The sequence below is a fragment of the Chlorobaculum sp. MV4-Y genome, from assembly GCF_025244685.1.
Taxonomy (GTDB): Bacteria; Bacteroidota; Chlorobiia; order Chlorobiales; family Chlorobiaceae; genus Chlorobaculum.
In genome coordinates this window covers 72,501-94,815 of sequence record NZ_CP104202.1, presented here as the reverse complement: position 1 = coordinate 94,815, position 22,315 = coordinate 72,501, and the positions used below count along the sequence as shown (strand labels likewise).

The window sequence follows — 22,315 nt, the reverse complement described above, 5'->3', positions numbered from 1 at the left end:
GCTCAGCAACCGACCTCTTCTTTCAGCGCTTTGCCCGGTTTGAACTTGACAACCTTCTTGGCGGCAATGGTGATGGTCTTGCCTGTCTGGGGATTGCGGCCCTGTCGCTCTGCCCGGTCGCCAGTGGTAAAAGTACCAAAACCCACCAGAGTCACATCATCACCGCTCTTCAGGGTTGAGGTCACCACATTGATGAATGCATTGACCGCTCTTTCAGAATCAGCCTTGGTCAAACCGGTCTGCTCTGCAATCTGTTCTACTAACTCGGCTTTCGACATAAGTAGTTTACCGTTTAAATATTGGAGGAAAATCAGGTTACCTATTTCCAATTACTACAATAATTCAATTTAAAGACTGCCAAACAAACATCCAATTTGTTTTTCTCCCTTGTGCCAAGCGGGTCTTGGCTTGTCATTGTTATTCAGTTCTGGCTGTGTTATATTACATATCTTTAACTTTTCAACCTCGATATTCAGGCTCAGTACTGTATCGCCTATCTGCAAGTCAAGTCATGGTTTCAATCAGCAACGTCTCAAGAGGTGCCATCATCCGTTGGAATGGGGTGCCGCACAGCATCGAAAGCCTTGTCCACCGTACACCTGGCAACCTTCGCGCCTTCTACCAGGCCAGCATGAAAAACCTCAAGACAGGCCGCAACGTCGAATACCGCTTCAGCGCCTCCGAACAGGTCGATGTCATCGTCACCGAGAGAAAGAAATACCAGTACCTCTATCGTGATGGTGAAGACTATGTCATGATGGACACCGAAACCTTCGATCAGATCAATGTGCCAGAAGTGGCCATCGGTTCGGCCTCTCGTTTCCTCAAGGACTCCGTTATGGTCGATATCGTTTTTGCCGATGACGGCTCGATCCTCGAAGTTGAATTGCCGACCTTCGTCGAACTCGAAGTCACTGAAACCAGCCCTGCAAGCAAGGATGACCGCGCCACCAGCGGCACCAAGCCGGCCATCGTCGAAACCGGCGCCGAGGTGAACGTGCCAATGTTCATCCAGACCGGCAGCATCATCCGCATCGACACCCGTAGCGGCGAGTACATGGACAGAGTTAAGAAGTGATTATTTTGACTGTTGTTACCGAATTGCGCGTAAAATCATAAGACCACAATCATGAACCTCAAGGAAATTCAGCAGCTTATTGAGATCGTCAACATTTCCTCTCTTGATGAGGTCATCATCAAGGATGGGCAATCCGAAATCACGCTGAGACGAAACAACTCGAAAGTGTCAGCTGTTTTGCCGACCGCGCCTGTCATCGCGCAACAACCCGTTCAGGCTCCTCAGCCCGCAGTGCCTCAGGCCGTGCAGGAACAACCGGCTCCGGCTGCCGCCGAGCCTGCCGCGAGTGATCTGATCGAAATCCATTCACCTATCGTGGGCACCTTCTACCGCTCACCATCCCCGGATTCTCTTCCGTTTGTCAACGAAGGCGACAAGGTCAAAGCCGGTGATGTGCTCTGCATTATCGAAGCCATGAAGCTGATGAACGAGATCGAATCGGAGGTTTCAGGAACCATTGTCGAGGTTCTCGTCGAAAACGGCCAGCCGGTCGAATACAATCAGGCTCTGTTCCGAGTCAAGCCATAACTTCAATACTCACTGCACCTTGTTCAAGAAAATACTCATAGCCAACCGTGGGGAGATCGCCTTGCGGGTCATGCATACCTGCCGCGAGATGGGCATTTGCACCGTGGCCGTCTATTCGACCGCCGATGCCGATTCCCTTCATGTCAGGTATGCCGACGAAGCGGTCTGCATCGGGCCGCCACTTTCGAGAGAGAGTTACCTGAATATTCCGCGAATCATCGCCGCCGCTGAAGTCACCAACGCCGACGCCATTCATCCCGGCTACGGCTTCCTTGCTGAAAACGCTGATTTCTCGGAAGTTTGCCAATCCTCGAATATCAAGTTCATCGGTCCCTCGGCTGACATGATCAACAGGATGGGCGACAAAAACACCGCCAAATCGACCATGATCGCGGCAGGCGTGCCAGTCGTTCCGGGAAGTGAAGGGCTGGTCGAAGATGTGGCTCACGCCATCAAGACCGCCAAAAAGATCGGCTATCCCGTCATTATCAAACCGACGGCTGGGGGCGGCGGAAAAGGCATGAGGGTGGTTCACGAAGAAAGCCAGCTCGAAAAGAATCTCAAAACCGCCCAGAGCGAAGCCGGCATGGCCTTCGGCAACAGCGGCGTCTATATCGAGAAGTTCCTTGAAAATCCACGCCACATCGAAATCCAGATTCTGGCTGACCAGCACGGCAACGTGGTGCACCTCGGCGAACGCGACTGCACCGTGCAGCGCCGCCACCAGAAGCTGATCGAGGAGACCCCGTCGCCGGTGGTCAGCGAAGAGCTTCGGGCGGAGATGGGAGCGGCAGCCATCGCAGCAGCCAAAGCGATCAACTACGAAGGCGCCGGCACCATCGAGTTCCTGCTCGACAAGCACAAGAAGTTCTATTTCATGGAGATGAACACGCGAATCCAGGTGGAGCATCCCGTGACCGAGCAGCGCTACGACGTCGATCTTGTCCGCGAGCAGATCTGTATCGCTGATGGAGCAAGTCTTGCCGGAAGGAGCTTTGAGCCGAGGGGCCACTCCATCGAATGCCGCATCAACGCCGAAGACCCCGAACACCTGTTCAGGCCTTCGCCCGGCGAAATCCAGGTCTTTCACACGCCCGGCGGCCCTGGTGTCCGGATCGATTCGCACTGCTACGCGAGCTACGTCGTGCCATCGAACTACGACTCCATGATCGGCAAGCTCATCGTCACCGCCCATAACCGGGACGAAGCGATCGCCCGCATGTCCAGAGCGCTCGATGAGTTCATCGTCGTGGGGATAAAAACCACCATTCCCTTCCACAAACAGGTCATGCACGACCCTGTGTTCCGAAGTGGAGAGTTTGACACGAGCTTCCTCGATAGCTTCAGGTTCGAAAAATTGTAACCCTGAACAAAGAGAACTCATAACCTCTCTTCATACTGCACCCGACCATTTTCAAACCCTGTAGCCATTTATTTACTGAATGGCTACAGGGTTTGATCATTATGTTTCCGGTAGAAAATCCCCGAAGCAACCAACCCTATGCCTGACTTGTCCATAGGCTCAATTTTATCCAAGCCTCTGCCGTGGCGAAGGGCCATTTGAGGCTGCGGCTTGATTTTCTTCGATCCTTAGCGCACATAGCCTGCTACACTTCCGTCATGGTATCGATTCGACGATTCAGGTATTGCCCTCCGCCAACCCCAACCTTCAGCTTACGGCTGGTATTGAAGTTCGCTGCTCTCTCTTGCTGATAAGCTTGCCGGGATTTTCGGGACTTTTCAGCTTTCGAGAAAACAACGAAGCATTCTCAGGGAATACTCGCGGCCACTGCTCCGATCCGCCGGCTTGAAGCTGCGTCCAAGCGGATTCCGTTACAGGAAGCTTCGGTCGCCGAGGGTTTCAAGAACAAAAGTTGTTGCATTCAAGATTCAACATTGCACAAAAAAAATGCCGCCCTGTTTGAGTTACAGGGCGGCATTGCTCTAAATAAGATGCCGTTATTTCTCTCGCCTTACACTCAGTTCTCCTCGGCTGATGCTGACTCAACAGCTTTAGCCTCTTCAGCTCCGTTGTTGCGAAGCCGGATTGAGCGGTATTTGCGCAAACCCGTACCGGCCGGAATGAGCTTGCCGACAATGACATTCTCTTTCAGACCAGCGAGGTGATCAACCTTGCCCGCGACAGCAGCGTCGGTCAGCACCTTGGTGGTCTCCTGGAACGAGGCCGCCGAGATGACGCTTTCAGTCTGCAACGCGGCGCTGGTAATACCCAGCAGCACAGGATGCGATGTTGCCTGAAGCGCTGGCTCGACGGTGATGAGCAACTTGTTGTTCCTGCGCAGCTCGCGGTTGAGCTTGGTGATGTCTCGCTGCTTGTAAAGTTGGCCCTCAATGATCCTTGCCGGAGCGTCACCACGGTCGATCACCCTGACCTTTTCGGCCACGGCTTCGTTGGCTTCGATGAAGGTGCTTCGGTCGATCAGGTCGCCCGGCAGCAGATCGGTATCACCCGGCTCTTCAACGCGCACCTTTTGCAGCATCTGGCGGACAATCACCTCAAGGTGCTTGTCGTTGATCTCCACGCCAGCGTTGATCTGATACACCTTCTGAATTTCGTTGACCAGATACTGCTGCACGGCGTTGGGGCCCTGGATGCGCAGGATGTCCTGCGGTGAGACCGCGCCGTCAGTCAGCGGATCACCCGCCTTGACCTCGTCCCCTTCGGTGGCAAGCACGTGCTTACCTACCTGTACATAGTACACCTTCTCTTCGCCAAAGTCATTCTTGACCTTGATCTCTTTGCTGCTGCGGCGCTGCGAACCAAAGCTCACGTAACCGTCGATTTCAGAGACGATAGCCGGATCGGTCGGGATACGCGCCTCGAACAGCTCGGTCACCTTCGGCAGACCGGCCGTGATGTCACCACCGACGCGATCGAGGTTCCTCGGTACCTTGGCAATAATATCGCCAGGCACGATCTTCTGGCCGTCCTCGACATAGAGGTTAGACTTGATCGGCACCGGATAGGTCTTCCTGATCTCTCCAGACTCGGTCACAATGGCGATGCGCGGTTCACGAGTCTCGGATGCACGCAGCTTGGAGCGCCAGTTGATAATGGTGTGCTGAGCAAAACCGGTCTGCGGATCAACCTCCTCCTTGTAGGTAACGCCTTTTTCGATGTCGATGAACCTGGCGATACCCGGCATTTCGGCGATGATCTGGGTACTGTTCGGCTCGCTGCTGAAGAGTACCTGATCCTTGCGCACGATCTGGCCATGCATCACATTGATGTGCGCGCCATGCGGTACGACGTAACGCTTGAGCACCTTGCCAGAATCGGGGTCGATGATGTTGAGCTTGCCGTTTTTCTGGATGACAATCTGCCGGGTCTCCTCGACGCCGTCCTCGGTAATGATGGAGTGCTCAACGCTCTTGACATCTTCAAGCTCGACCTGACCTTCGTAGAACGCCTTGGTCTCGGTTTCAGAGATACCGCCCTGCGCCGCACCGCCCTGGTGGAACGTACGGAGCGTCAGCTGCGTACCCGGCTCGCCAATGGACTGCGCCGCGATCACGCCGACAGCCTCACCGATTTCGACCAGCTTGTGCACCGAAAGGTTGGTGCCGTAGCACTTCGAGCAGATACCCACCTTGGATTCGCAGGTAAGCACCGAGCGGATTTCCGCCTCTTCGACGCCCGCCGTGTCCTGGATCAGGTCGGCCAGTTCGTCGGTGATGATCTCGCCAGCCTTCACCACGACATTGTCGGTGGTGACATCGACGATGTCGCGAGCGGCGACGCGGCCTTTGATCTTCTCGCGGAACTTGATCTGGCCGCTGGTCTCCTCCTCGATGTTGCGCTCCACGTGCAGACCACGGGTGGTGCCGCAGTCGTCGATGGTGACGATCACGTCTTGCGCCACGTCGTGCAGACGCCTCGTCAGGTAACCGGCGTCAGCCGTCTTGAGCGAGGTATCGGAAAGGCCCTTACGCGCACCGTGCGTCGAGATGAAGTATTCGAGCACCGTCAGCCCCTCCTTGAGGTTCGAGATGATCGGGTTCTCGATAATCTCGCCCGGCTGGCCGGACATCGACTTCTGCGGACGGGCGATCAGACCTCTCATGCCGGTGAGCTGCCTCACCTGCTCGCGGGAGCCTCGGGCACCCGAATCAAGCATCATGTAGAGCGGGTTGAAGCCGTCACGATCCTTCTTGAGTTTTTCGTACGACTCGTCGGCAACCAGGTTCGAGGTCTTCTGCCAGACGTCAACGATCTGGTTGTAACGCTCGTTGTCGGTCAGCGTACCGCGGTTATACTCCTTGATAACCTTGGCGCTGTCGCGCTGGGCGTTCTTGATATGCTTCACCTTGGTTTCAGGCACGATCGCATCGGACAGGCCGATAGAGAGACCGCCGCGCATGGCGTAGCCGAAACCGACCTCCTTGATGTTGTCAAGGAAATGCGCCGTCTCGACGTTGCCAACTTCGCTGGAAAGCTGGGCGATCAGCTCCTTGGCCACCTTTTTGTTGATCAGCTTGTTGATAAAGCCGATCTTTTCAGGCACATGCTGGTTGAAGATCACTCGGCCAACCGTGGTGACCAGCAGCTTTTTCTGCTCGATCTGACTCTTCAGCCACGCCTTCTTCTCCTCCTGATTTTCCGGAAGCATCGACTCGACCAGGCGCACCGGGTCGAACACCTGATCGACCTTGCCGTCGTACTTCACGAAAATCTGCGCATGAAGCCCCACACGCTCCTCGTTGTAGGCGATAATCACCTCTTCCATCGAATAGAAGAGCTGGCCTTCGCCCTTGTCGCCAGGACGGGATTTGGTGAGGTAGTACATACCGAGCACCATGTCCTGCGAAGGCACGGTAACCGGCTTACCGGACTGCGGCAAAATGAGGTTATGCGACGAGAGCATCAAAAGCGACGCTTCGAGCTGCGCCTCCTCAGAGAGCGGCACGTGCACGGCCATCTGGTCACCGTCGAAGTCAGCGTTGAATGCCGTACAAACGAGCGGATGAAGCTGGATCGCCTTGCCCTCGATGAGGGTCGGCTGGAACGCCTGAATGCCGAGACGGTGCAGGGTCGGTGCGCGGTTCAGCAACACCGGCCGACCGTCGATCACCTTTTCGAGCACATCCCAGACCACCGGGTCTTTCTTGTCGATGAGCTTCTTGGCCGACTTGACCGACTTGGCGATGCCACGCTCGACGAGGCGGCGGATGACGAACGGCTGGAACAGCTCGATAGCCATGCTCTTCGGCAAACCGCACTGGTGCAGCTTCAGCTCCGGACCAACCACGATAACCGAACGGCCGGAGTAGTCAACACGCTTACCGAGCAGGTTTTGGCGGAAACGGCCCTGCTTGCCCTTGAGGGCGTCGGAGAGCGACTTGAGCGGACGGTTGGACTCGCCGGTCTTCACCGCATTGGCCTTGCGCGAGTTGTCGAACAGCGCATCGACAGCCTCCTGCAGCATGCGCTTCTCGTTGCGCAGAATCACCTCGGGAGCGCGGATGTCGATCAGCTTCTTGAGACGGTTGTTACGGATGATCACGCGGCGGTACAGATCGTTCAGATCTGAGGTGGCGAAGCGGCCGCCTTCAAGCGGCACAAGAGGACGAAGCTCCGGCGGAATGACCGGCACGACCTCCATCACCATGTATTCGGGCTTGTTGCCCTCGTAGATATACAGCTCCGGCGACTCCTCTTCGAGGAACAGGCCGGTTGACTTCTTGCGGATCCGCTTCTGCGGCTCATAGCTTTTACGGAACGCCTCGACCACTTTGAGGCGCTTGAGGGCGTCGGCGCGCTTCTGCTCCGAGCCACTCTCCTTGAGCACCTTGCGCAGATTCACCGCGATCTCGTCGAGGTTCAGCCCTTTGAGCAGCATGTGAATCGCTTCACCACCCATCTTGGCGACGAACTTGGCCGGATCGTTGTCATCGAGATCCTGGTTGTCCTCGTACTCGGTGATGATCTGGAAGTACTGCTCCTCGGTGAGTCGATCGAACTTCTTGATACCCTGTTTCTCGCCCGGCTCGCCAGGGTTGATAACCACATAGACTTCGTAATAGATAATGCGCTCGAGCTCCTTGGTCGAGAGGTCAAGCAGCGCACCGATCTTGCTCGGCACAGAGCGGAAAAACCAGGTGTGCACCACTGGCACGGCCAGCGAGATGTGGCCCATGCGCTCGCGGCGCACGCTTTTGGTGGTGACTTCCACGCCACAGCGGTCGCAGATGATGCCCTTGTAGCGCACCCTCTTGTACTTGCCGCAGTAGCACTCCCAATCTTTGGTCGGGCCGAATATTTTTTCGCACATCAGGCCGTCACGTTCCGGCTTGAAGGTGCGGTAGTTTATGGTTTCCGGCTTGAGCACCTCGCCACGCGAATGGGCCAGAATGCTCTCCGGAGAGGCGATGCTGAACTTTATCTTCGAAAAATCACCCTTGAGCGGTGATGATCCCTGTGAAAATATCATGGTCGATATCCCTGTTAAAACAACCTTGAAATTATCCTCGTAACTGTTATGCGCTTGCCGGAGCACAGCTCCGGCGCGCCGTTTAATCTGTTCAGGGCACTCTGTCGTCGATCCTGATCTCGAGGCCAAGACCTTGCAGCTCCCTGACAAGAACGTTGAACGATTCAGGCGTTCCGGGTTCCGGAAGATTCTGTCCCTTGACAATCGCTTCATAGGTTTTGTTTCTGCCGATAACGTCATCGGATTTGACCGTGAGCATCTCGCGCAGAATGTTGGCCGCGCCGTAGGCTTCGAGCGCCCACACCTCCATTTCACCAAACCTCTGGCCGCCGAACTGCGCTTTACCGCCGAGCGGCTGCTGGGTGATGAGCGAGTATGGGCCGATGGACCTGGCGTGAATCTTGTCATCGACCAGGTGGCTCAGTTTGAGCATGTAGATGTAGCCAACCGTGACCTCATCATGGAACTGCTCGCCGGTACGTCCGTCGAACAACTTGACCTTGCCGTGCCTAGGCAGACCGGCCTTTTCAAGGTACTCCTGCACCTCGGTGTAGGTCGCACCGTTGAAGATCGGGGTCTTGAACTTGACACCGAGCTTCTTGCCAGCCCAGCCAAGCGAGGTTTCATAGAGCTGGCCGATGTTCATACGGCTCGGCACACCGAGCGGGTTAAGCACGATATCGACCGGAGTTCCATCAGCCATGAAGGGCATATCCTCGATCGGCAGAATCTTGCCGACCACACCCTTGTTACCGTGACGGCCGGCCATTTTGTCACCCACCTGGATTTTCCTCTTCTGGGCAATATAGACCTTGGCCAGCTCCTCGATGCCGGGCGGCAATTCGTCGCCGACGTTGATTTTGTACTTCTCGTTCTCGCGCTCATCGGACAAATCTTTCAGCTTGAGGCGATATTCGCGAATCAGGCGGACAACGTTTTCATTGGTCTTCGCTCCGCTCACAATGCCTTTCGAGAGATCGATCGATTCGAGGAACGGCAGGCCGTTGAATTTGGCCAGCAGCTCGTCGCCAATGACCGTGCCTTCCGGCACGAGCACTTTGCCTTTATCGCTGGTAATCGCCGCGCTCTTCTTGCCGTCGAGATGCTGCTTCATCCATTTGGCAAAGCGCTTGCGCAAATCGGCCTCTTTCAGATCGAACTGTTTGTCGATGGCCTCGAGCTTCTCTTTGACGTCCATGCCGATCTTCTTCTTGCGGCTGAAGAGCTTGGTCTTGATGATAATGCCCTTCATACCAGCCGGCACGTGCATCGAGGCGTCTTTCACGTCGCTCGATTTGTCACCGAAGATGGCACGCAGCAGTTTCTCTTCCGGTGTCGGGTCGCTCTCGCCTTTCGGGGTGATCTTGCCGACCAGAATGTCGCGCTCCTTGACCTCGGCGCCGATTCGCACGATGCCGTTCTCGTCGAGGTTGCGCAGGGCATCCTCGCTGACGTTGTAGATATCGCGGGTGAACTGCTCCTCGCCACGCTTGGTATCACGCACGTTCGATTCGAACTCGTGCACGTGGATCGAGGTGAAGACGTCGTCATAAACCAGCCTTTCGCTGAGCACAATGGCATCCTCGAAGTTATAGCCGCGCCAGGGCATGAAGGCCACCAGCACGTTCTTGCCAAGCGCCAGCTCGCCATTGTCGGTCGAGGAGCTGTCGGCCAGCACATCGCCGGTATTGACCCTCTGACCGTTACGTACCAGCGGACGCTGCGAAATGCAGGTGTCCTGGTTGGAGCGCTTGAACTTGATGAGCGTGTAAACCTTGACGCCCTCGTTGGGATCAAGAAGGGAGACTGTATTGTTTTCCGGATCGAGGTCGTAGCGCACTTCGATGCGATCCGCCGTGACGCACTGCACCACGCCGGGGCCTTCGGCTACGATCACCGCGCGAGAATCACGGGCCACCTTGGCCTCCATGCCAGTGCCAACGACCGGGGCGTCGGGCACAAGCAGCGGCACTGCCTGGCGCTGCATGTTCGCGCCCATGAGCGCCCGGTTACCGTCATCATGCTCAAGGAACGGAATGAGCGCAGCTGCCGCGCTGACAATCTGGACCGGAGAGACGTCCATGTAGTTGATCTCCTCGGCAAGCACCAGCGGGTAGTCACCTTTGGTTCTGGCCTGCACCGATTCGGCGGCGATCCGGTTGTTTTCGTCGAGTTCAATGCTGACCGGCACGGTGATCTTGTTCTCCTCATCCTCGGCGGAAAGCATCAGCACCTTGTCGGTCACCAGACCTTTATCGACCACGCGGTACGGGGTCTGGATAAAGCCCTTGTCGTTGATTTCGGCATAGACCGACAACGACGAGATCAGACCGATGTTCGGACCTTCAGGGGTCTCGATCGGGCAGAGACGGCCATAATGGGTGTAGTGAACGTCACGTACCTCGAAGCCTGCACGCTCGCGGGTCAAACCCCCTGGACCAAGTGCCGAGACGCGACGCTTGTTGGTTATTTCGGCCAGAGGGTTGGTCTGGTCCATAAACTGCGAGAGCTGGCTGGTGGCGAAGAAGCTCGACACCACACTGGATACGGTACGGGCGTTGATCAGATCAGCCGGAGCAATCTTGTCGGTGTCGCGCGAGTTGAGCTTTTCGCGGACATTCTTGCCCATCCTCGCCAGACCAATCACGAACTGCGCGGCAAGCTGCTCGCCCACCGAGCGCACGCGGCGATTGGCCAGGTGATCGACGTCATCGACCTCGGCCATACCGTTGACCAACTTGATGAGATAGTTGATAACCGCAATGATATCGTAGTGGGTCAGCACGAGAATATCGTCGCCGATCGGCTCCTCGGAGTAGGTGCTGATCGTCTGGAGAATGCGTGCGTAAATGGCATCAGAAAGCTCCTTCAGCTCTGGCTTTCCAGCGAGATAGTTCGTGAAATCGGAAAGCTCGGTCTGGAGTTTCTTCTGGATGCGGTAGCGTCCGACATCGCCGAGATCGTACTTCTTCTGGTTGAAGAAGGTGCGTTCGAGGAAGCTTCTGGCAGCATCGATGTCCGGCGCTTCGTTGGAACGAAGCTCTTCGTAGACGATCTCAAGCGCCTCTTCCTCGGTGGCGGAGCTGTCATTGAGAATCGTGTTGATAATGACCGACTTGTCCACACCCTTCTCGGGAGAGGTGGTCTTCATCACCTTGACTGTTTTGTAGCCAGCCGCAACGATCTGGTCCATGATCTCCTCGGTGATGGCTGCCCTTGCAGGAACCACCTCGCCGGTCGTCATGTCAATGATATCGGAAGCCAGATACTGGCCCAGAAGCTGTTCGCGCTTCGAGCTCTTGGACGAAACCTCGACCTCCTCGACCAGATCGAACAGTCCGAGAATATCCTCATCCTTGGCAAAACCGATCGCCCTGAGCAGCGCCGTGACCAGGAAGTTTTTCTTCTGGTCGATATAGACAAAAATCTGGTTGTTGATGTCAGTCTGGAACTCGATCCAGGAACCGCGGGTCGGCACAATCTTGGCCGAGTACATCTTCTTGCCGTTGGGATGCACCGCCTCGCTGAACACCACGCCCGGCGAACGGTGAAGCTGCGCCACCACGACGCGCTCGGCGCCGTTGACGATAAAGGTACCCCTTTCGGTCATGTAGGGAATCCTGCCGAGATAGACCTCCTGCTGGATGGTCTCCTTCCAGTCCGGCTCATCAGCCTCGTCCTTGTAGGAGAGTTTGAGCTTGATCTTGAGCGACACATCATAGGTCAGACCGCGCTCGATGCACTCCTCAACGGTGTACTTGGGCTTGTCGAAGCTGTAGGAAATATATTCCAGGAGATAGAGCCCCCTGGTATCGGTAATGGGAAAGGCGCTCCTGAGCACTTTTTCAAGGCCCTGATCCTTGCGTTTTTCAAGGGGAACGCTGTCCTGGATGAAATTATGAAACGAATCGAGCTGTACCTTGAGAAGATCGGGGGGGGTTACGATACTCTGGATCTTAGAAAAGTCAATACAGGGTGTTGGTGTTGCATCAGCCACTTTCACATGCACCTCGCTTTTAGTCAATTGCAGGGAGTACTTAACAGTTTATGGGCAATTCTCTCTTTCGGGCTTTTTCCGCTCGGTTTCCGCCACATCACACTTCAGCGGCATCAGCCTCGCGCCCTCTTTGCTCCGCGCTCCAACCGGTACTGTCGCCTGGCGCTGCACTCCTCATGTTCCGACAGGACGGCACATTCAGGCTCCGCACTCCGGCGTCAATCGAATCGCTCACGACAGTAATCAGTGGTACCCTTTGGTCACTACAAGATTCGCAAATACCCTTTCCGGAGTGGATATCCATCCGCGGATATGGTGCCGCCGGACGGAAAACATATGCATTCATTTACACAAACGGACAAAGCTCCGTCCCGGGTCGGCACGGAGCTTGTCTGTCATTTCGCCTGGTGAAGAATCACTGCAGCTCAACTTCAGCGCCAGCCTCTTTCAGTTCTTTGGCGATCTTCTCGGCCTCGTCCTTGGAGACAGCCTCTTTGACGGTCTTCGGAGCACCGTCAACCATGTCCTTGGCCTCTTTCAGGCCCAGACCGGTGATGGCACGGACAACCTTGATGACGTTGATCTTGTTGGCACCGGCAGACTTGAGCACGACGTCGAATTCGGTCTTCTCTTCTGCAGCGGCAGCTTCACCGGCAGGAGCGGCCATAACGGCGCCAGCCATAACGGCAGGAGCAGCGCTCACGCCAAACTTCTCCTCAAGTGCTTTCACCAACTCTGAAGCTTCGGTAAGGGTAAGTTTACCAATCTCTTCTACAAGGGTTTCGATAGATGACATTATTTCCTCTCTCAGTTTGAATTGAAAATATTGAAGCTTTGAGTGCGTAATTCGTTTATTTCTCGAGCTTTCCGACCTGATCGATCACGGAAACGAGGTTTCTCATCACCGCATTCATGACCATCGGCACAGAAGCAACCATGTTGTTCACGAGGCCGGCAAGGCGACCGATATTCTCGGTCTTGCTGAGCATCTCGGAGAGCTGCGGCAGCGAATCGGGGCCGAACACCGCGCCATCGATCGAGGCCATCTTGAACTTCAGCGCGTCGTTATCTTTGCTGAACTTCTTGATGATCTTTGCCGGAGCAATCGGATCATCGTAAGCAAACGCCACTGCAGTGGTGTTCTTCAGACCGGCTGCCAGCTTGTCAGCATCGGCGGCATCCTTGAGCGCCTTTTTGATCAGGGTGTTCTTGACAACCCTGTACTCGATACCAGCCTTGCGAAATTCGAGGCGAAGCTGGCCCATCTTCTGGACATCGAGTCCCTGGAACTCGGTAAAGTAGAAGCCCTGCGACTTCTGGAACTTCTCTGCTATTTCCTGAGCGATCTGCTCTTTTGTATCACGCTTCATCATATCAGTGCACAGTCTTTAATGTTAGGCAACAAATTTATCTTTCTTCACCTTCACACCGGGGGACATAGTGCTCGAAATGGTGATCCCCTGGAGGTACTGGCCTTTTGCAGCCGATGGCTTCAGGCGAACAACCTCTTTGATGAAGCTGGTGATGTTAGCGGCAAGGTTTGCGCTGTCGAAAGAGACTTTGCCGACCGGGGCGTGGATGTTGCCCGCTTTGTCAACCCTGAACTCGATTTTACCGGCCTTGACCTCTTTGACGGCTTTGGCGACATCCATCGTGACCGTACCCGATTTCGGATTCGGCATCAGGCCGCGTGGGCCGAGGATTCGGGCAACCTTGCCGAGCTGACCCATGACATCGGGAGTCGCAACGACCACATCGACATCGGTCCAGCCGTTCTGGATTTTCTCGATATAGTCTTCGAATCCGACGAAATCGGCACCAGCCTCACGAGCCTCTTCAGCCTTGTTCTCTTTGCAGACAACCAGGACGGAGACGGTTTTACCCGTACCGTGTGGAAGCATCACCGTACCGCGAACGACCTGATCGGCATGACGGGGATCGACCCCGAGCTTCATGGCGACATCGACCGTAGCGTCGAATTTGGTGGTGGTGATCTCCTTGACCTTCTCGATGGCTTCCGCGAGCTCATACTCCTGAGCGCGGCTCACCTTCGCACTTGCGTTTCTGTAATTCTTTCCTGCCATTGACATTATGATATTAGTGGTTGTAAAAGCGGCTTGTCAGGCCTCCCACGAAAAAAAACTTGCTTCTCAGCCCTCGACGACGATACCCATGCTGCGGGCCGTGCCCATAACCATCCGGGTCGCACCTTCGAGATCAACGGAGTTCAGATCGGGCTTTTTCAGCTCAGCGATCTTGCGCACCTGATCCATCGTGACCGTACCAACCTTGTTGCGGTTCGGCTCGCCGGAACCCTTCTGCAGCTTGGCTTCCTTGAGCAGAAGCACGGCGGCAGGCGGAGTCTTGGTGACGAAGGTGAAGGACTTGTCGGAGTAGACCGTGATCACCACGGGGATGATCATGCCAGCCTCAGACTGCGTCTTGGCGTTGAACTGCTTGCAGAACTCCATGATATTCACACCCTTCTGACCGAGCGCCGGACCGACGGGGGGAGCAGGATTCGCACCTCCTGCAGGAATTTGCAACTTGATGAACCCTGTTATCTTTTTTGCCATAAATTATCTCTCTTTCAACAGCTTGAATGAATATTACGAGTTCTGTGCTCCCTGTTACTGCGAAACCGGCTTGACCTGGGAGAAATCGAGTTCGGTCGGGGTGCTCCTGCCGAAGAAGTTGATCATGACCTTGACCTTCATCCGCTCGGTGCAGACATCGTGCACAATCCCGGTCAGCGAACTAAATGGCCCGTCGATCACCTTGACCGAATCGCCAACCTTGAAAGGAGCCTCAACCACCGCACGGTGCTCTACCGCTCCATCGGGGACGAGAATCTTCTCTACCTCATCGGGACGCAAAGGAGTGGGATTATCATCGACGCCAAGAAAGCCCATGACCGATGGAATATCCATGATCAGGTTTCGGGTCTGCTTGTCGAGCACGGCTTCGATCAGCACGTAGCCGGGAAACGCGTTCTTGGTCAGACTGCGCTTTTTGCCGTTTTTAACCTCGACGAAACGTTCGTAGGGGATGTAAACCTGCTTGATGCTTTCGGAAAGACCGCATCGCTCGACCTCCATCTCGATACTCTCTTTGACCTTGCGCTCATGGCCAGAATAGATCCTGAGAGCGTACCAATGAAGTTGCGGGGGATGCTGTTCTTTCACCACCTGTTTTTTGGCGCTCATCTCGTTACCTCGAAAATCTCCTTAATCTTACAATAATTTTCCCATCACCGTACTGATGACCCAATCCACTGCAAAGGTAAACAAAGCAAGAATGCCTGAAACCGTCAACACAACAACCGTCATATCCGTCACCTCTTCCCTTGTCGGCCACGACACCTTGCGCATCTCGCCGACAACATCACGATAGTACTTATCAGCCTTCTCGATATATTTCTTCATGATTGAGCAACGAGGTAAAAGATCGTGAACAGCATTCGAATCCAGCCTGTCTGCACGTCAGGAGGGACTTGAACCCCCAACCTGCGGTTTTGGAGACCGCTGCTCTACCAATTGAGCTACTGACGTATAACCGCTCCTCCAGGAACCGGAGCTGATGATCGGACTTGAACCGATGACCTCTTCCTTACCAAGGAAGTGCTCTACCGACTGAGCTACATCAGCTTGTCACCAACAAAAGCAAGTGGGTAGGGGGGATTCGAACCTCCGAAGACATATGTCGACAGATTTACAGTCTGTTGCGTTTGACCGCTTCGCTACCTACCCATGTACTGGCGCGTCGAGCTGGTGATGGGACTCGAACCCGCAACCTGCTGATTACAAGTCAGCTGCTCTACCAATTGAGCTACACCAGCAGCTCACTAAAAATACAGGGCTGGTAATATAACAGCCCGATAAAAAAATGCAAAAGGAAAAATAAAATTTCAGGAAAAGCCGCGGCTAAAGTGAACTTAATTGACGGAATGAGCATAAATGACGGAAATCGCGACAGGAAAACCACACGGCACGTACCGTCATCACTCATTACTCTCCCCCCCTCTCCCTGGCTCCGGCGAAGATATCGGCCAGCAACACCACGATTTTCCGTGGTGCGAAACGCTGGGAAAAAATCATGAGACGATCCAGAACAGTCGGCATAATCAGCATCTGTTTACCGGCAAGCCCTGTGCGGACAGCCTTCACGACCACCTCCGGACTGGAAACCGGCGTGACGATGCGGCTCCGGTCGTGGCCGGCACGGCTGTAAAAGAGATCGTTGTCGAGGAAGCCGGGACAGACAGCGAAGATTCGGACGCCAGTGCCCTGAAGCTCGATAGAGAGCGCTTCGGTCAGATTGACCACAAACGCCTTGCTGGCGGAGTAACAAGCCATGCCCGGCACGCCCTGGAATCCTGCCAGCGAGGCGATGTTGACCACCGCGCCCCGGCGGCGGGCGCGCATCGCCGGAAGAAACCGGCGGATCAGCGCGGCCACGGCGACCATATTGACCGAGGCCATCTGCACGAACGCCTCTTCGTCCATCCGCTCAAAGTTGCCCGCTATGGAAAACCCGGCGCAGTTGACCAGCTTGTCGATGGCAAGCCCTCTCTCCTCGCAGAATCCGAAAACCTTCGACGCCGCGCCAGCCTCAGCAAGATCCTGGCAGCAGACCTGCGCCTCAATATCGCATGAGCGACGCAACTCCGCAGCCAGCGTGTCGAGCTTATCCTGCGAGCGGGCAACCAGCACGAGGTTGTCACCCATTCGGGCAAACTCTTCGGCAAGTCGCCTGCCTATACCGGTGGACGCGCCCGTAATCAGCGTATAAAAGCTCATACAGGATCGACCCACTTGCCGTTCTGCCGGATCAGCTCAATCAGCCGCTCAAGCGCCTCTGCCTCCGGCATGTTCTCCTCGACACACTCTTTGCCGACGTAGAGGCTGACGCGCCCCTTGCCGGAGCCGACGTAGCCGAAATCGGCGTCGGCCATTTCGCCGGGGCCGTTGACGATGCAGCCCATGATGCCGATCTTCAAGCCTTTGAGGTGAGAGACCCGCTGCTTGATGAGCGCCGTGATCTTTTCAAGCTCGAAGTAGGTTCGGCCGCATCCGGGGCAAGAGATGAACTCGGTTTTGGACATCCTGATTCTGGCCGCCTGAAGGATGTTGAAGCAGAGACTCACCTCTTCGCTGGCCGGCATATTTGTCTCAAGCGCAATGAGGTCGCCGATGCCGTCGCAGAACAACGTGCCCGCCTGGATGGAACTCTGGATCAGCACGCCGGAACGCTCCCCGTCGAGCCGACGGTAACGCACGGCGAGCGGATAGTCGATCCCGGCTTTTTTCAGCTCGAGCGCGAGCTTTCTGGTAGAATAGAGCGGCGCATCGGAAACGATAGAGAGCATGACCCGCTGCAAACCTCTCGCTTTCAGCTTGGCAGCGAGACGCACCAGCACCTCGGCAGGCACATTCTCCGAAGATTTTTCGTGGATAAAGCAGAACTCGATAGCGGCGTTCCGATCGTGGAGCGATTCAATCAAGCCGGTGCCAAGCGTTTCACCCTCGACAATATCGACCCGCACCCGTCCGCAGAGCGGCAACAGCGCCGGGACAATCGAGGTATCGGCAGTCGAAACGACGATCTTTTCGCGCAAACCACCAAGCGAATCGAGCAGCCCCTCAAGCAGGGGAATATCCTCGGCGCTGCCGACCCCAACGCTCACCAGCTCCGAGCGGATCGCGTCCGCTGGCTTGTCCGGATCGAGCCTCCCGAGAATCTCTTCGCGGAGCGATTCCGTATCGGTAATTGGCGCATGGGCGGCAGTTTCAACCCCGGGCAAGGCATCGCCTCCGACCGGTATGCCCGCACCATCGATGCTGATGGAAGGGCGCCGCGAGTAGCTGAATGGCTCGAACGGCAGTTGCACATGCCCGGCGTTCTTGCGTTCGTGCTCGACCACGTGCTTGACCGGAAGATGCGCCCGGTCACCCCGCACCAGCAGCATATCGTTGTATTTCTTGACGATAGCGAAACCGACCGGCACTTCGTTGACTGGATCCTCGGTCAGCGACACGCGAATAGTGTCGCCGAGGCCATCTTCGAGCAGCGCGCCGATGCCCATCGCCGACTTGATGCGCCCTTCATCGCCATCGCCCGCCTCGGTCACACCAAGATGCAGCGGATAGGCGTAACGCAGCTCCGCATCCGCGCGGGCGACGAGCAGCCGGTAGGCCTGGATCATCACCCGGACGTTCGAGGACTTCATCGAAAAGAGCTGGTCGTAATAGCCCTCGTCCTCGCAGATTCGGGAGAATTCGAGCGCCGCCTCGACCATGCCTTCGGGCGAGTTGCCGTAGCGGCTCACGATACGGTCGGAGAGCGAGCCGTGGTTGGTGCCAATGCGCATCGAAACGCCGAGCGCCTTGGCCTTCCGCACCAGCGGCGTGAACTCCTCGCGCACCTTGTCAAGTTCGGCGCGATACTCCTCATCGGTGTACTCCTCGCTCGAAAACTTCGCGCCGGTAGCGTAGTTGCCCGGATTGACGCGGATGTTCTCGACGAACTCCACCGCCTTCATTGCAGCTTTGGCTGAAAAATGAATATCAGCCACCAAGGGAGTATCGATACCATCCCGCCGGAGCTGCTCACGGATGTTTTTGAGATTCTCCGCATCCTTCTCGGTCGGCACGGTTAACCTGATGATTTCACACCCCGCCTCGTACAAGCGCCGGCACTGCTCCACCGAAGCCGCCGTATCCATCGTGTGAGCGGTGGTCATGGACTCCACCCGAATCGGCAAATATCCGCCAAGGGAGATCGTCCCGAAGGGCACTTCCCTGGTAACTCGCCGGCGATAACTGTACACCGGTGTCGGATAATCGATGACATTGCCCGAAACAAGGCGCTCTTCGCTCATAAGAAGGCTGGTTGAAAGTGATTGAAGATGATCCTGAAGGTAGCCAATGGCCGGGATAAATAAAAACCGGGGGAAAGACGGGGGAAAAGAGAACAATAAATGCCGAATTGTGAATAAAAGATGAAAACCGGGCAGGCTATGCCTTTGGGTTCACTATCTGGCCACAACGTCCACTCTCAGTCCATGTCCAGCGTCACTTTTCCCTTATAATAAAAACGGTCTCGCCTTTTTGTGGAAGTTGAAACGCTCCCGTGCGACCTTTTCGACACTGTCAGGCTGGTAGGCATTTTTGATCGTGCTGCGAAGTTCAACGATCTTTTCCTGCTCTTCGGCCTGAAGCTTTTCGAGCTTCCGGTTCTCCAGCTCCATACTGATGCGGGTCGCAAGGCCGTAGTCTCCGAAGACGAACCCGATGGCCGCAAGCGCGAGGAGGAGCCGAATCACGGACTTTTTCGGATTCAGCCGGATAAGGTCCCAGAGTTCCGTCAGGTATTTTGTCATGAGCCAGTAGCAGTTTTCAGCGCCATGCCTGCCAGATCGACAGGCATGGCGCCTCGAAATGGTTCCAAAAACAGCAATCCGCCGCCGTCAGACCCGGAAGGCCGTAATCCCAGGATAGACCGCCGTGCTGCCAAGCGCTTCCTCGATTCTGAGAAGCTCGTTGTACTTGGCCATGCGGTCGGAGCGTGACATGCTGCCGGTCTTGATCTGCCCGGCGTTGGTCGCCACGGCGATCTGCGCGATGGTGATGTCTTCGGTTTCACCACTGCGATGGCTGATGACCGAGGTGTAGCCATTGCGCTTGGCCAGCTCGATGGCCTGAAGTGTTTCGGTGAGCGTGCCGATCTGATTGACCTTGATGAGGATCGAATTGGCAACGCCCTTCCCGATGCCTTCGGCGAGGCGCTTGCTGTTGGTCACGAACAGGTCGTCGCCCACAAGCTGGACACGACCGCCGATCTTCTCAGTGAGCATCTTCCAGCCCTCCCAGTCATCCTCGGCCATGCCGTCTTCGATGGAGATGATCGGATAGCGGCTCGCCCAGTCGGCCCAGTAGCTCGCCATCTCTTCTGACGAAAGTTCGCGTCCGGAGGATTTCTTGAAAACGTATTTTTCTTTTCGGCGTCGTAAAACTCGGAGCTGGCCGGATCGAGCGCAATCATCACGTGACCGTCACCAAGTCCGCCCTTGTCGGTCGGAGTTCCCGCTTTGTAACCGGCCAGACCGATGGCCTCGATCACCAGCTCGATGGCCTGCTCGTTCGACTCGACGTTCGGAGCGAATCCACCTTCATCACCCACCGCCGTGCTCAGGCCGCGATCGTGTAGGAGTGACTTGAGTGAGTGAAACACCTCTGCCCCGCACCGGAGCGCATCGGAGTAGCGCTCGAAGCCGATCGGCATGATCATGAACTCCTGAAAATCGACCGTATTGTCGGCGTGCGCGCCGCCATTGAGCACGTTCATCATCGGCACCGGCAGGGTTTTAGCCGTCGTGCCGCCTATGTAGCGATAGAGCGGCAGGGCCGAATATTCGGCTCCGGCCTTGGCGCAGGCGAGTGAAACGCCGAGAATGGCGTTCGCGCCGAGTTTCGACTTGTTCGGCGTACCGTCAAGCTCGATGAGCTTCGCGTCGATAGCCTCCTGCTCAGTCACGTCCATACCCAGCAAAGCATCGTTGATCAGGGTGTTGACGTTCTCGACAGCCTTGAGCACCCCCTTGCCGAGAAAAACGCTCTTGTCCTTGTCCCTCAGCTCGACCGCTTCGTGAACCCCCGTCGAAGCGCCGCTTGGCACGGCCGCGCGACCAAAAGCGCTTTCGGTATAGACATCGACTTCAACGGTCGGGGTGCCGCGCGAGTCCATGATCTGACGAGCGTGAATCCTGGTGATGACTGACATGGTTCGGGTATTTAGAATTGAATGAAGAACAGAACTGAAAAGATACGCAATGGTGCTCATTGTTCGGAAATCGTATCTCATTTTATCGATAACAAAATAGGTTTCCCTCCCGCCGGGTAGCGAAGGCCACTTTTTTTCACTAAGTTTTCAAATGCTGCCCGAGACTGACTCTTCCGCGCGACGCTCTGTCAGTCTGGAAATCGCCAAAAGCAGGCGGCTCCGTTAAACCAATCCAAGAAAGGAGTAAAGACATGCAAGCTGTTCCAATGGATCAATTGAGGAACATTGTCGTTACCGGCCATTCCGGCACCGGAAAAACCATGCTGTGCGAATCGTTCGCCCTCTGCATGGGAGTCATTAACCGGCTCGGCAGCATTGAAGAGGGTACGACTCTGTCAGATTACGCTGCCGACGAGACAGAGAGAATGCACAGTTTGAACACCAGCCTCATTCACGGCGTATGGAATGAGAAGAAAATCAACATCATCGATACCCCGGGACTGCTCGACTTCCACGGTGACGTCAAATCGGCCATGCGGGTCGCCGATACGGTGCTGATCACGGTCAATGCGGCAACTGGCGTAGAGGTCGGCACTGACACAGTATGGGAGTACACCAGGGAGTACTACAAGCCGACCATGTTCGTGCTCACCAAGCTTGACGCCGACCGCGCGGACTACGACACGACCATCGACGCCTTGCGCGACCACTTCGGTAGCCAGGTCACGCCGATCCAGTTTCCGGCTGAGGAGGGACTCGGACACCACATCCTGATCGACGTGCTTCTGATGAAGCAGCTCGAATTCAACCCCGACAAGCCCGACAGCATGGTGGTTTCCGAGATTCCCGACCTGTACCGCAAAAAGGCCGAAGAGCTGCACCAGCAACTGGTCGAAGCGGTCGCCGAAACCGACGAGGAGCTGATGAACCACTTTTTCGAGGTCGGCACGCTCACCGAAGACGAGCTTCGGGCCGGCATCAAATCGGCCCTCATCACCCGAACCTTCTTCCCCGTGTTCTGCACCTCCCCGCTCCACCTCATCGGCTCCGAAAGACTCCTGAACGCCATCGTCAACATCTGCCCCTCTCCCATCGAGCGCGGCCCGGAACATGCGTTCTGCTCGGTCATGAACGACGAAAAGCTGCTGCCTCCCGATCCCGACGGCGCGACCATCGCTTTTATTTTCAAAACCATGTCGGAGCCGAGAGTGGGCGAAATCTCCTACATTCGCGTTTATTCGGGGCACGTTGAGAGCGGACACGAACTGATCGACGTCCAGACCGGTCAACTCGAAAAGCTCGGGCAGGTCTACACAATGCTGGGACAGAAAAAGATTCCGGTGGACAAGCTGCTGGCAGGCGACATCGGCATGGTGGTCAAGCTAAAGAACTCGCACACCAACGACACGCTCGCCGACAAAGGGGTGGATTGCCGGATCAGCCCGATCATCTTTCCGGAACCGGTACTCTCCTCGGCCA

At 55.9% G+C, this 22,315-nt stretch carries 16 protein-coding genes, 4 tRNA genes and 1 pseudogene (1 of these 21 running past the window's edge); 4 read left to right on the top strand and 17 right to left on the bottom strand.

The window, feature by feature from the left end; translation table 11 throughout:
• Positions 1-2: 2 nt before the first annotated feature.
• Positions 3-278, bottom strand: a complete 276-nt coding sequence (locus NY406_RS00460) for an HU family DNA-binding protein (protein WP_260534593.1) — start codon at positions 276-278, stop codon at positions 3-5.
• 233 nt (positions 279-511) lie between these two features.
• On the opposite strand from NY406_RS00460, the gene efp reads away from it, so the two are divergent.
• Genes efp through accC form a run of 3 tightly spaced genes read left to right on the top strand, consistent with a single transcriptional unit; the run spans position 512 to position 2,969 of the window.
• Positions 512-1,078 (top strand): elongation factor P, encoded by a 567-nt coding sequence (gene efp / locus NY406_RS00455; RefSeq protein ID WP_260534591.1) that lies wholly within the window; start codon positions 512-514, stop codon positions 1,076-1,078.
• 51 nt (positions 1,079-1,129) lie between these two features.
• Positions 1,130-1,606, top strand: a complete 477-nt coding sequence (accB, locus tag NY406_RS00450) for an acetyl-CoA carboxylase biotin carboxyl carrier protein (RefSeq protein ID WP_260534589.1) — start codon at positions 1,130-1,132, stop codon at positions 1,604-1,606.
• Between the two features lie 19 nt (positions 1,607-1,625).
• On the top strand, positions 1,626-2,969 hold the full coding sequence (accC, locus tag NY406_RS00445) for an acetyl-CoA carboxylase biotin carboxylase subunit (protein WP_260534587.1): 1,344 nt from the start codon (positions 1,626-1,628) through the stop codon (positions 2,967-2,969).
• Between the two features lie 616 nt (positions 2,970-3,585).
• On the opposite strand, the gene rpoC is transcribed toward accC, so the two are convergent.
• From rpoC to eno, 16 genes and pseudogenes are all read right to left on the bottom strand, one after another.
• On the bottom strand, positions 3,586-8,058 hold the full coding sequence (gene rpoC, locus NY406_RS00440; RefSeq protein ID WP_260534585.1) for a DNA-directed RNA polymerase subunit beta': 4,473 nt from the start codon (positions 8,056-8,058) through the stop codon (positions 3,586-3,588).
• A 91-nt stretch (positions 8,059-8,149) separates the two neighbouring features.
• The gene (rpoB, locus tag NY406_RS00435; protein WP_260534583.1) at positions 8,150-12,055 is read right to left on the bottom strand and encodes a DNA-directed RNA polymerase subunit beta; all 3,906 of its coding nucleotides are present in this window, start codon (positions 12,053-12,055) and stop codon (positions 8,150-8,152) included.
• A 415-nt stretch (positions 12,056-12,470) separates the two neighbouring features.
• Positions 12,471-12,851, bottom strand: a complete 381-nt coding sequence (rplL, locus tag NY406_RS00430) for a 50S ribosomal protein L7/L12 (protein WP_260534581.1) — start codon at positions 12,849-12,851, stop codon at positions 12,471-12,473.
• Between the two features lie 55 nt (positions 12,852-12,906).
• Positions 12,907-13,425, bottom strand: a complete 519-nt coding sequence (gene rplJ, locus NY406_RS00425) for a 50S ribosomal protein L10 (RefSeq protein WP_260633712.1) — start codon at positions 13,423-13,425, stop codon at positions 12,907-12,909.
• 24 nt (positions 13,426-13,449) lie between these two features.
• Complete coding sequence (rplA, locus tag NY406_RS00420) at positions 13,450-14,139, bottom strand: 50S ribosomal protein L1 (RefSeq protein ID WP_411267094.1); 690 nt, start codon at positions 14,137-14,139, stop codon at positions 13,450-13,452.
• A 66-nt stretch (positions 14,140-14,205) separates the two neighbouring features.
• On the bottom strand, positions 14,206-14,631 hold the full coding sequence (gene rplK / locus NY406_RS00415; protein ID WP_260534577.1) for a 50S ribosomal protein L11: 426 nt from the start codon (positions 14,629-14,631) through the stop codon (positions 14,206-14,208).
• Between the two features lie 54 nt (positions 14,632-14,685).
• Positions 14,686-15,261: a transcription termination/antitermination protein NusG gene (gene nusG, locus NY406_RS00410; RefSeq protein WP_260534574.1), complete on the bottom strand. Its 576-nt coding sequence runs from the start codon at positions 15,259-15,261 to the stop codon at positions 14,686-14,688.
• A 27-nt stretch (positions 15,262-15,288) separates the two neighbouring features.
• Positions 15,289-15,480 carry a preprotein translocase subunit SecE gene (gene secE / locus NY406_RS00405; RefSeq protein ID WP_260534572.1) on the bottom strand — a complete coding sequence of 64 codons (192 nt, stop codon included), beginning with the start codon at positions 15,478-15,480 and terminating at the stop codon, positions 15,289-15,291.
• 53 nt (positions 15,481-15,533) lie between these two features.
• Positions 15,534-15,606, bottom strand: a tRNA-Trp gene (locus NY406_RS00400).
• Positions 15,607-15,629: 23 nt separating this feature from the next.
• Positions 15,630-15,702 (bottom strand) — tRNA-Thr (locus tag NY406_RS00395).
• Positions 15,703-15,722: 20 nt separating this feature from the next.
• Positions 15,723-15,804: transfer RNA gene (locus tag NY406_RS00390), tRNA-Tyr, on the bottom strand.
• A gap of 16 nt (positions 15,805-15,820) precedes the next feature.
• Positions 15,821-15,893: transfer RNA gene (locus tag NY406_RS00385), tRNA-Thr, on the bottom strand.
• Positions 15,894-16,062: 169 nt separating this feature from the next.
• Entirely contained in the window at positions 16,063-16,854 is a 792-nt protein-coding gene (locus tag NY406_RS00380; RefSeq protein WP_260534570.1) for an SDR family NAD(P)-dependent oxidoreductase, read from the bottom strand.
• Complete coding sequence (gene ispG / locus NY406_RS00375) at positions 16,851-18,935, bottom strand: (E)-4-hydroxy-3-methylbut-2-enyl-diphosphate synthase (protein ID WP_260534568.1); 2,085 nt, start codon at positions 18,933-18,935, stop codon at positions 16,851-16,853. The genes NY406_RS00380 and ispG overlap by 4 nt, the downstream gene beginning before the upstream one ends.
• 204 nt (positions 18,936-19,139) lie before the next feature.
• The gene (locus tag NY406_RS00370; RefSeq protein WP_260534565.1) at positions 19,140-19,436 is read right to left on the bottom strand and encodes a septum formation initiator family protein; all 297 of its coding nucleotides are present in this window, start codon (positions 19,434-19,436) and stop codon (positions 19,140-19,142) included.
• Positions 19,437-19,523: 87 nt separating this feature from the next.
• Positions 19,524-20,836 (bottom strand): annotated as a pseudogene (eno, locus tag NY406_RS00365) (phosphopyruvate hydratase).
• 251 nt (positions 20,837-21,087) lie between these two features.
• Between eno and fusA the strand changes: the two are divergent.
• Positions 21,088-22,315 carry the 5' portion of an elongation factor G gene (gene fusA, locus NY406_RS00360; protein WP_260534563.1) on the top strand. The gene runs 851 nt beyond the window's last position, so the window shows 1,228 of its 2,079 coding nt (coding positions 1-1,228); its start codon is at positions 21,088-21,090; its stop codon lies beyond the right edge, outside the window.